This is a genomic window from Streptomyces spiralis (assembly GCF_014654675.1).
Lineage (GTDB): Bacteria > Actinomycetota > Actinomycetes > Streptomycetales > Streptomycetaceae > Streptomyces > Streptomyces spiralis.
Map to the genome: position 1 here is coordinate 53647 of NZ_BNBC01000036.1, position 10503 is coordinate 64149.

The following is a 10503-nucleotide window of genomic DNA, read 5'->3' on the forward strand; positions in this document are numbered from 1 at the left end:
TGCCATGACGAAGATCGACACCAGCGGCCCGGAGGGCGTGCTGCCCACTCCGTCGCACACGGTGGGCCCCTTCTACGGCTACGCGCTCCCGTTCCGCGGCGGCGAGGAGATCGCCCCCCTGGGCCACCCGGACACGATCACCGTGCACGGGTACGTGTACGACGGTGAGGGGCGCCCCCTGCCCGACGCGCTGCTGGAGGTGTGGGGGCCCGGCCCGGACGGCAGCCTGCCGGCCGTCGACGGCTCGATGCGGCGCGACCCGGCCTCCGGTGGCTTCCTCGGCCGCAACGGCGTGGAGTTCACCGGGTTCGGACGGATCCAGACCGACGCCGACGGTCACTGGTACGTACGGACGCTGCGGCCCGGCGCACGCGGGCAGAACGCGCCCTACCTCAGCATGTGCGTGTTCGCGCGCGGCCTGCTCGTGCACCTGTTCACCCGGATCTATCTGCCGGGCGACGCGACGGCGGCAGCGTCCGACCCGCTGCTCTCCCGGCTGGACGAGCAGCGACGCGGCACGTTGATCGCCGGGGACGAGGGCAACGGGACCTACCGTTTCGACATCCGCCTTCAGGGCGAGGGCGAGACGGTCTTCCTGGAGTTCCAGTGACATCACCCGCTTCACCGGCATCGTCCGCCGAGGCCGATGCCGGACTGCTCGGGCCCGGCTGGGCCGGCTCCCCCGCCGCGTCCGCGTCGGGCGACACCGCCTTCCTGCGGGCGCTGCTCGACGCCGAGGCCGCCCTCACCCGGGCGCAGGCCACGCTCGGTCTCGCCCCGGCCGAGGCGGCGGACGCGGTGACCCGGGCGGCCGACCCGGCCCGCTTCGACGTGCGCGCGCTCGCCGAGCGCGCCCGCGCGGGCGGCAACCCGGTGATCCCGCTGGTCGCCGACCTGACGCGGGCCGTGGGCGAGGAGTACGGCCCCTATGTCCACCGGGGCGCGACCAGCCAGGACATCATGGACACGGCGACGATGCTGGTGGCCGTGCGCACCCTGGACCCGGTCCTCGCCGACCTGGCCCGCACCGAGGCGGCGCTGGCCCGGCTGGCCCGCGAGCACCGCGACACGGTGATGCCCGGCCGGACGCTGACCCAGCACGCCGTACCGACCACGTTCGGCCTGAAGGCGGCCGGCTGGCGGTCGCTGGTGCTGGACGCCCGGGACCGGATCACGCAGGTACGGGACACGCTGCCCGCCCAACTCGGCGGCGCGGCCGGGACGCTGGCGGCCTTCGCCGCGTACGGCGCCGACGACGCGACGGCGCTGACGGAGGCGTACGCCCGGGAACTCGGCCTGCGCGCACCGCTGCTGCCCTGGCACACGCTGCGCACCCCCGTCGCCGACCTCGCCGGATGCCTCGCCTTCACGGCCGGGGCGCTGGGGAAGGCCGCGGCGGACGTACTGGTGCTCTGCCGTACGGAGATCGCGGAGCTGGCGGAGGGCAGCGGCGGCGGCTCCTCGGCCATGCCGCACAAGGCGAACCCGGTGCGCGCCACCCTGATCGCGGCGGCCGCCCGGCGCGCCCCGCAACTCGCGGCCACGCTGTACGGGTCGCTCGCTGCGGAGGACGAGCGCCCGGCGGGCGCCTGGCACGCCGAGTGGGAGCCGCTGCGCGACCTGCTGCGGCTGGCCGGCGGCGCGGCCCGCGACGCGGCGGAGCTTGCCGAGGGGCTGCGGGTGGACTCCGATGCCATGCGCGCCCATCTCGGTCTCACCCACGGGCTGATCGTCTCCGAGCGGTTGTCGGCGGAGCTGGCCCCACTCATCGGCCGAGCCCGTGCCAAGGAGCTGCTCACCGAACTCGCCCGCCGCACCTACACGGAAGGCCGCGGACTCGGTGAACTCCTCGTCGAGCAATCGGAGTTGAAGGACATCGACCTCGGCCCGCTCACCGACCCCACCCGCTACACCGGCTCCGCCGGAGCCCTCATCGACCGCGCCCTGGAGCGACATTGACTCTGCACCACCTTGCCGAAGGCCCCACCAGTGCTCCCCCGCTGCTGCTCGGACCGTCGCTCGGCACGTCGTACAGGCTGTGGGACAAGGTCGCCCCGGAGCTGGCGGTCTCCCACCGGGTGGTCCGCTGGGACCTTCCCGGGCACGGCGGTTCGGCGGCGGACCTCGTCGGTGCGGGCGCGACCGTCGCCGATCTCGCCGGACTGGTGCTTCAGCTCGCGGACGGGCTCGGCATCGAGCGGTTCGCCTACGCGGGGGTGTCGCTGGGCGGGGCGGTGGGGCTGCATCTGGCCGTGCACCACCCCGAGCGGGTGGCGTCCCTGGCGGTGATCTGCTCCTCCGCTCACTTCGGTGGCGAGAAGGCGTGGCGGGAGCGGGCCGAGCGGGTCCGGCGGGAGGGTCTGGACTGGCTGGTGGCCGGCGCGGACGCCCGGTGGTTCGCGGGCGACTTCACCGTGCCGGAGCTGGTCCGGGACCACCGGGAGGCCGACCCGGAGGCGTACGCCGCCTGCTGCGACGCGCTGGCCGACTTCGACCTGACCGACCGGCTGGGCCGGATCGGCGCGCCCACGCTGCTGATCGCCGGCCGCGAGGATCCGGCCACACCTCCCGCGCATCTGCGGCAGATCGCGGACGCGGTGCCGGGCGCGGCGCTGGCGGAGATCCCGGGGGCGTCCCACCTGGCGCCCGCCCAGCGCCCGGAGGCCGTCCTGGCCGCGCTGCGCACCCACCTGGACGGTGCGCCCCGGCGGGGCATGGAGGTGCGGCGGGAGGTCCTCGGCGACGCGCACGTGGACCGCGCGCAGGCCCGGCAGACCCCGTTCACGGCCCGCTTCCAGGACTTCATCTCCCGCTACGCGTGGGGCGAGATCTGGACCGATCCGACGCTGACCCGCCGCGAGCGCAGCATGATCACCATGACGGCGCTGGTGGCGCACGGCCACTACGACGAGCTGGCGATGCATGTGCGGGCGGCGCGCCGCAACGGGCTCACACCGGAGGAGATCGGCGCGGTGCTGCTGCAGAGCGCCGTGTACTGCGGGGTCCCGGCGGCGAACTCGGCGTTCGCGGTGGCCCAGCGGGTGCTGGCCGAGGAGTCCGGCGAAGGGTGACCCTGCCGGTCGTACCCCCAGCGGCAGCACGCGCCGGGCGGCGCCGGTGCCTACGGTGGGTGCATGTCCACTGTTCTGATCACCGGCGCCACCTCCGGTCTCGGCCGGTATGTCGCCTTCGAACTGGTCCGCTCCGGGCACGTCGTCCTCGCCCACGGCCGGGACCCGGGCCGCACCGAGCGGCTGGTCGAGGAGCTGCGCGCCGAGGGCGAGGCGGCGGGGTTCGTCGCCGACCTCGCCTCCCTGGCGCAGGTGCGCGAGCTGGGGGCCGAGGTCGCACAGGCGTACCCCGGGCTGGACGTACTGGTCAACAACGCGGGCGTCGGCAGCGGCGGGCCGGACTCCGCGCGCGAGGTCAGCGCCGACGGACACGAGTTGCGGCTGGCGGTGAACTACCTCGCGCCGGTCGTGCTGACCCGGTCGCTGCTGCCCGTGCTGCGGAGGAACGCACCGGCCCGGATCGTGAACGTCGGCTCGGCCGGCCAGGAGCCGCTCGACTTCGCCGATCCCGAGCTGACCCGCGGCTACAGCGGTGTGGCCGCGTACTGCCGCAGCAAGTTCGCGCTCGCCGCCCACACCTTCTCCCTCGCCGAGGAGCTGGCGGGCACCGGTGTCGCGGTGAACGTGCTGCACCCGGCGACCTACATGGACACGTCCATGGTGCGGGCGGCCGGCATCGAGCCCTGGAACACGGTCGCCGACGGCGCGCCCGGCGTGCTCGACCTGGCCACCCGCGACCTGGGCTCCGGCCGCTACTTCGACGGCACGCGTCCGGCGCGGGCGCACGAGGCCGCCTACGACGCCGGGGTGCGGGCGCGCCTGACGGCGGTGACCGAGCAGTTGCTCGGCCTGTGAGCCGAGGCCCGGTCGCCGGCCCTTGGAGTTGTCCGGCGGTGGACGCCTACCGCAGCCCCCGCCCCGACTCCAGCACCTCGCGAGCCTGGGCGACCAGTCCGTCCGCGCCGCAGGAGCGCGCCAGCGCCAGTCCGCGTTCGAGTTCGGCGACCGAACGGGAGGCGATGCCGTACTCGACGCGGGCGGCGGCGTGTTCGTACTGGCACGGGGACGCTTCGAGGTAGGTGACGGCCTGGGCGGCCAGGCGGACGGCGCGCTGGCCGGTCTCCAGGGCGGCGGCGCAGCGCAGTGCCTCTCCTATCGCGGTGTCGGTGCCGAACCGCTCGGCCTGGCGGCGGACGTCGGCTGCGAGCCGGGCGGCCCGGGCCGGTCCTCGGCGGCCAGGGCGCGGGCGAGGTCGGCCGCCCAGGGCACCATCACCGGGTTGTGGTGGCCGCGCAGGGCCGCCGCCTTCTCGGCCGCCTCCAGTTCGTTGACGCCGTCCTTGGTGTGGCCGACGGCGAGCAGGAGTCGGCCGCGGACGCTGCGCGGGTCGGGGATCACGATGGTGGACGGGTAGGGCGGGGCGAACCCGTACCGCTCGGCGACCTCCCAGGCCTCCTCGGCGTGGCCGCGGGCGAGCAGCGTGTCGACGAGGTTGCAGGTGGCGGTCCAGTACAGGGGAAGCCCGCGGCCGACCCGCTCGGCGAGCCGCAGTGACTCGCGCAGCGCCGCCTCCGCCTCCCTCAGCCGGCCGCGCCTGCGGTGGCCGAGGCCGACGTAGGCGTGTGCGAGGGCGAGGTGGCCGCCGCTCCAGCCGGCGGTCTCGTAGGCGCGCAGTGCCTCGGTGTAGAGGGTCTCGGCCCGGTCGAGGCGGTCGCTGTAGGCGTAGGCGCTGGCGAGCATCAGCAGCAGTTCGATGCCCCACTCGGTGTCGGTCCAGCCGAGGCCGGGGGCGAGGCGGCCGTTGACGAGGGCGCGGTCGCACAGTTCGACGACCTCCTCGGCGTTCTCGCCGCGGGTCATGGCGTCGAAGCCGCGCAGGATCAGCAGGGCCCGCTCGGAGTTGTCGCGTCCGGTGCAGCCGGCGGCGAGTTCGGCGAGGTGCTCGGAGCGGCCCGATGAGATCGTCTCCCCGGCGTGCAGGCCCTCCCACATGTACTGCACGGCGTGCAGGCGTAGCCGGGTGGGTCCGGGTGCGTGGCGGGCGGCCTCGGCCTCGACCGTGCGGACGGCCTCCTCCAGCTGGTTGTTGTGGAGCAGGGCCTGGGAGAGCCGCCACACGGCGTCGACCCGGGTGTCGCCGTCAAGGCCGGGCATGCTCAGGGCCAGTTGGAGGTGCTCGATGGTGGTGGCGGGGGCGGTCAGGAGGGTGGCGCAGCCCAGTTCGTAGAGCACCCGGGCGTGCACGTCCGGGGTGGGCGGTTCCAGCAGGGCACGCTCCAGGCAGCGCCGGGCCGCGTCGGGGGCGCCGACGGCGAGGTGTTCGCGGGCGGCCTTGCGCAGCTGTTCGACGAGTTCCTCGTCGTCGTCCGGGTGGACCTGGAGCAGGTGCCGGGAGGCCGCGGCGGCGCCGTACCCGGAGTCGGTGACGACCTGGGCGGCGATGCCGTGCATGGCGGTGCGCAGGGCGTCCGGGATGGAGTCGTAGACGGCGGTGGCGATGAGCGGGTGCACGAACTCCAGCTCCGCCTCGCCGCCGCGGGCGGTCGCCGGGTCGGGTTCGGTGAGGATGCGGGCGCCGCGCAGCAGGTCGGCGCAGCGCAGCGCGTCGTCGCGGCCCATGGTGGCGAGCCGGGCGACGAGGTCCACGGAGATGCCGGTGCCCAGGATGGCGGCGGCCCAGGCGAACCGGGTGGCGTCGATGCCGAGTTCCTCCAGGCGCGCGACGAGTCCGCCGCCGCGGGCCGCGCGGTTCAGGTCGCGCAGTTCTCCGGCCCTGGCCTCGACGGGTTCGAGTTCGCTGTCGTGCACCTTGGCGAGGAGTTCGACGGTCTCGTAGGGGTTGCCGCCGGTGACGGCCCACACCTCGCGGCAGAACGGGGCGTCCGCGTGCGGGCCGAGGGCGGTGCGGGTGAGTCCGGCGGTGGCCTCGGGGGTCAGGGCGCTCAGGGTGCTCACGCCCGCGGCGGCGGCGACCGCGTCCAGCCGCTGGGCGCTCTGCCCGCTCACCTCGCCGGGCCTGCGGGTCACCACGACCAGGACGGACAGGTCGTCGAGGCGTTCGGCGAACGCGGCGAGCCAGCGCAGGGTCTCCTCGTCGGCCCAGTGGGCGTCGTCGATCATCAGCACCAGGGGCCAGTCGCGCTTCGCCAGCCGGCGCACCGCGGCGACCAGGCCGTCGCACACGCCCTGCGGGTCCGCCTGCCGGTCGCCGGGTTCCGCTATGCCGAGGGCGGGCCCGGCGATGCCGTACCAGTCGCCGAGGTAGTCGCGGGCCTCCTCCGGCATCAGCGTTATCAGGGCGGGCTGCAGCAACTGCCGTACCACGTTGAACGGGACGGAGCGCAGGATCTCGCCGCCGCGCGCCGACCACACGGTGCAGCCGCGCTTCTCGGCGATCCGCCGGGTCTCGGCCAGCAGGGCGGTCTTGCCGAGTCCGGCCTCGCCCTGGAAGACCAGCAGCCCTCCGGTGGACGAGCGGTCGGAGCACAGTGTGTCCACCGCGCGCCGGACGGCGGTGACTTCCTCGTCGCGCTCCCACAGGGAAGCCGAGGCGGCCGCACCCGACCGTACCTCCGTCATCCCGCTACCTCCCCAAGTCGCCCGAACGACGTACGGATCCCGAGCCTAGTCCCCGGACCGCCGCGACGGAGGCCGGTCCGGGCACCTGCTGCCGTGTCGGGTGATCTACGGCACGGCCCGACGACGCGCCGACCCCGCGACCTGCGCGGCACGGGGATGCCTTGTCAACAATCAGCCGTCAACATCCGTGCCCCGCACGGACTTTCGCGGCGACCGGACACCCGGGGCGGCCGTCTCATCCGGCTTCCACACCGGTCCGGTGGGCGGCCGACTGACGGTCTTCGAGACGGTCTCGGTCCGCTGGGCGGCCCTCTCATCCGGTGTGCGCGGCGGTCGCGGTCCGGCGGAGGACCACTCGCCCGGCTCCCGCGGCGGTCACGCCCGGCGGACGGCCCACACACCCAGCTCTCCCGACAGCTTCGGTCCGGCGGACGGCCCACTCACCCGGCTCTCGGGGCGGCCCAGTCCGGCAGACGGCCCGCGCACCCGATCTCGCGGGGGTCGCGGTCCGAGGGGCGGCCCTCTCATCCGGCTTTCACCGAGGCCTCATACGGTGGGGGCATGACGCAGGTGACTCCCCCCGGGTGGTACCCCGACCCGGGGCAGACAAGTGACGGTCCCGCCACCGAGCGCTGGTGGGACGGTAAGGCATGGACGGACCGGACCCGCCCCGCCGGGTCGGGCACCGTATGGGGTCCGCCGGCGCAGCCGCCCGCGGCAGAGCCCGGGTACGCGGGGCAGCCGGGACAGCCCGAGCAGCCGGGGTATTCCGGCTCTCCTGGGTATCCGGGGTACCCGGTGTATCCGGGGTATCCGGGGTATCCGGGTCAGCCGCCGGCGCGGCGGCGCGGGGTGCGTACGGGTGTCGCCGTCGTGCTGGCCGCCGCGGTGCTGGCGAGCATCGGGGTCGGGGTGTACGCGCTGAGCAAGGACGACGGCGGGAGCGGCAACCGGGCCGGTTCGCACCAGGGCCCGGGCGGGCAGGGCGGCTCCGGCGGGCAGGAGGGTTCCGGCGGCGGAGGCGGGCCGTTCGGCGGCCCCGGCGGGGACGGCGGGGACGGCGGCCAGGGCGGCTCCGGAGGGTCTGGGGATTCGGGAGGCTCCGGCGGCAGCCCGTCCGAGGCGCCGAAGATACGGAGCGGGTCGGTCACCGACCAGGCCAGCGGCATCAGCCTGCCCATACCCGACGGCTGGTACGGCCAGCAGCTCGGCATGGGCGCCCAGGTCACCTCGGACGACTCCTACAAGTGCCCCGGCGACACCAGCGCCGACTGCACCAAGGGCGGCGCGTACTCGGCGCCCGCGCTGCTGCTCGGGACCAGGGGCGAGACGGCCGAGGAGGTCGCCAAGGCCGACATCGCGGCGAACGCCAAGGAGTCCTACGGCGGCAAGTCCTACGGCGCGATCACCTCGCACCAGGTGCTGGCCTCCAAGGAAGTGACCGTGGCCGGCCAGAAGGGCTACCTGGTGCGCTGGAAGGCGGTCACCGAGAAGGGCTCCGACGGATATGTGGAGTCCCTTGCCTTCCCGTCCCCGGCGGACTCCCGCCGCCTGGTCGTGGTCCGCTTCGGCGTGGACGTCTCCGAACAGCAGTCCGTGATCGACGACATCACCCGCGGCATCAAGGTGTCCTCGGGCGGCGGCAGCGGCCAGAACGTCTGATCCGGCCGGATGTTCGCCGGCCGGGTGGGGTCCCTGTCCGCTCAGAGGGACACCACCCGGCCGGGGTGCGCGCCGCCCCCGTCCCCACGGTGCGGCGCGAGCAGGTCACCGTCCAGTCATCCCGTGGACGGCGGCCTGGGTCATGGGGTGAGGCCGAGTGCGGGCAGCACGGCGGCCTCCACGAACCGGACCAGATAGTCCGGGTCGGCGTACTCTCCCTCCAGCACGGGCCGGATGCGCAGGACGCCGAACATCTGCGCGGGCACGTACTCCAGCGCCGGGTTGTCGGCGCGGACCTCTCCGCGTTCGACCCCGCGCTGCAGGATCTCCCGCAGCGCGGCGAGTTCCGGCTCGACCAGCGTCTCGCGCAGGGCCTGCTTCAGCTCCCGGTCCTGCAGCATCGCGTGACCGAGGGCCTGCAGAAGCCGGGTGTCGTTGCCCGACCACTCGCCCGCGGCGCGCGCCGCCTGCCGCAGGTCCTCGGCGAGCGAGCCGGTGTCGATGCCCGTGAACCTCGTGCGCCGGTTGGCGCGCAGCGCGGCCACCACGAACTGCGGCTTGTTCTTCCACTGCCGGTAGAGCGTGGACTTGCTGCAGCGGGTGCTGGCGGCGACGCCCTCCATGGTGACGGCGTCATAGCCGCACTCGCGGATCTGTTCGAGGACGGCGTCGAAGAACTCCCGCTCACGCGCGGGCGTGATCTTGGAGCGGCGCGAGGAGGCGACCGATTCCGGTTCGTCCGCGGCCTGCGACGTCATCACTCTTCTCCTCGCTCGTGTTCCGGCGGCGCTCCGGCCGCTCTCCAGTGTGGCGCGTCAGGTGTGAGGCATTCGATCGATACGCCAGTGTACCGGTACCTGACCGTATCGGTACACTGGCGTATCGGTACGCTATCGTATCGATGCTGCGGTACAGCCGCACACACACGCACACCGCCAGCGAGGGGGCCGGGGCATGACTTCCCGAACCGAGGCCGCCGCAGTGGGTCCCGACCGGCCCGCCCGGCCTCCGCTCGTGCGCGAGCTCCTGCTCGTCACGGGTCTGTTCCTCGTCTACAAGCTGGGCCGGCAGCTCGCCGCCGACCACACCGGAGAGGCGTTCCGCAACGCCCACCACGTGTGGGACCTGGAGCGGGCCTTCCACCTGCCCGGCGAGGGCTCGGTCCAGTCCCTGCTGCTGCACGGCGACACCCTCGTGCACGTGGCGAACGCCTACTACGCGACCGTGCATTTCCCGGCCACCGCGGGCCTGCTGATCTGGCTCTATCTGCGCCGTCCGGCGCACTACATCTGGACGCGCCGCGTGCTCGCCGGCGTGACGGCCGCGGCCCTGGTGCTGCATCTGACGTTCCCGCTGGCCCCGCCGCGCATGCTGGCGGAGGCCGGCCTGATCGACACCGCGCGCGTCTTCGGGCCGTCGGTGTACGGACCGCCGAAGACCGACCACCTCTCCAACCAGTTCGCGGCGATGCCCTCGCTCCACTTCGGCTGGGCGCTCATGGTGGCCATCGCCCTCATCGTCGCCACCACCTCCCGCCTGCGCTGGCTGTGGCTGCTCCACCCACTGCTCACCCTGCTGGTCATCGTGGGCACCGCGAACCACTACTGGCTCGACGCGGTGGCGGCGACGGCGCTGCTCGGCCTCGCCCTCGCGGTGATACCGCTGCCGCACCGCCCGGTGGCCACCGCCGCCGGACGCAGCCGGCGGACGTCCGTACCGGCCGAGCAGAACGCCCTGGTGGGAGCGGCCCGATGAGCCCCGCCGCCATGCTCGCCGTGGTCCTCTCGCTGTTCTCGGCCGTCGCCTACGCGGCCGCCGCGGTCGCCCAGGAACGGCTCGCCGCGCGTACGGCGGGCTCGGGCACGCTGCGACTGCTGCGCTCGGGCGCGTGGTGGTGGGCCGTGGCGCTGAACGGATCGGCGGCACTGCTGCACGTCGTGGCCCTCAAGTACGGGCCGCTGACCGTGGTCCAGCCGCTCGGCGCGCTCACCCTGGTGGCCGCCGTGCCGATGGGAGCGCGGATGGCGGGGCGCCGGGTCGCGGCGGGCGAGTGGCGCGGCACGGCGCTCACCCTGCTGGGACTGGGCGCGCTGCTCGTGGCGGCGTCCGGGCCCGCGCCCGAGCAGGTGCTCAGTCCGGCCGAGGCGCTGACGGTCGCGGGCGCCACCGCCGTCCTGATCGGCGCGCTGTC

At 74.4% G+C, this 10503-nt stretch carries 8 protein-coding genes and 1 pseudogene; 7 read left to right on the forward strand and 2 right to left on the reverse strand.

Annotation, left to right across the window (positions count from 1 at the left end):
- The first annotated feature begins 4 nt into the window (after positions 1–4).
- The 4 genes from pcaG to IE318_RS30620 all read left to right on the forward strand — a co-directional run bounded on the left by pcaG (position 5) and on the right by IE318_RS30620 (position 3926).
- Entirely contained in the window at positions 5–610 is a 606-nt protein-coding gene (gene pcaG, locus IE318_RS30605; protein WP_030169215.1) for a protocatechuate 3,4-dioxygenase subunit alpha, read from the forward strand.
- Positions 607–1959, forward strand: coding sequence for a 3-carboxy-cis,cis-muconate cycloisomerase (gene pcaB / locus IE318_RS30610; RefSeq protein WP_189905546.1), 1353 nt, complete (start codon positions 607–609; stop codon positions 1957–1959). The genes pcaG and pcaB overlap by 4 nt, the downstream gene beginning before the upstream one ends.
- Positions 1956–3071, forward strand: a complete 1116-nt coding sequence (gene pcaDC / locus IE318_RS30615) for a bifunctional 3-oxoadipate enol-lactonase/4-carboxymuconolactone decarboxylase PcaDC (protein WP_189905548.1) — start codon at positions 1956–1958, stop codon at positions 3069–3071. The genes pcaB and pcaDC overlap by 4 nt, the downstream gene beginning before the upstream one ends.
- A gap of 63 nt (positions 3072–3134) precedes the next feature.
- Entirely contained in the window at positions 3135–3926 is a 792-nt protein-coding gene (locus tag IE318_RS30620) for an SDR family NAD(P)-dependent oxidoreductase (RefSeq protein ID WP_189905550.1), read from the forward strand.
- Positions 3927–3972: 46 nt separating this feature from the next.
- Here the strand turns inward: IE318_RS30620 and IE318_RS30625 are convergent.
- A pseudogene (locus tag IE318_RS30625) lies at positions 3973–6650 on the reverse strand (ATP-binding protein).
- Between the two features lie 561 nt (positions 6651–7211).
- Here IE318_RS30625 and IE318_RS30630 point away from each other — a divergent pair.
- Complete coding sequence (locus IE318_RS30630) at positions 7212–8312, forward strand: DUF2510 domain-containing protein (protein ID WP_189905552.1); 1101 nt, start codon at positions 7212–7214, stop codon at positions 8310–8312.
- A 140-nt stretch (positions 8313–8452) separates the two neighbouring features.
- On the opposite strand, the gene IE318_RS30635 is transcribed toward IE318_RS30630, so the two are convergent.
- On the reverse strand, positions 8453–9070 hold the full coding sequence (locus tag IE318_RS30635; RefSeq protein WP_030169234.1) for a TetR/AcrR family transcriptional regulator: 618 nt from the start codon (positions 9068–9070) through the stop codon (positions 8453–8455).
- 196 nt (positions 9071–9266) lie between these two features.
- Between IE318_RS30635 and IE318_RS30640 the strand changes: the two genes are divergently transcribed.
- Entirely contained in the window at positions 9267–10067 is an 801-nt protein-coding gene (locus IE318_RS30640; protein ID WP_189905554.1) for a phosphatase PAP2 family protein, read from the forward strand.
- Positions 10064–10503 (forward strand): DMT family protein (locus IE318_RS30645; RefSeq protein ID WP_506005419.1); only part of this gene is annotated, 440 nt, incomplete at its 3' end. The genes IE318_RS30640 and IE318_RS30645, both read left to right, overlap by 4 nt.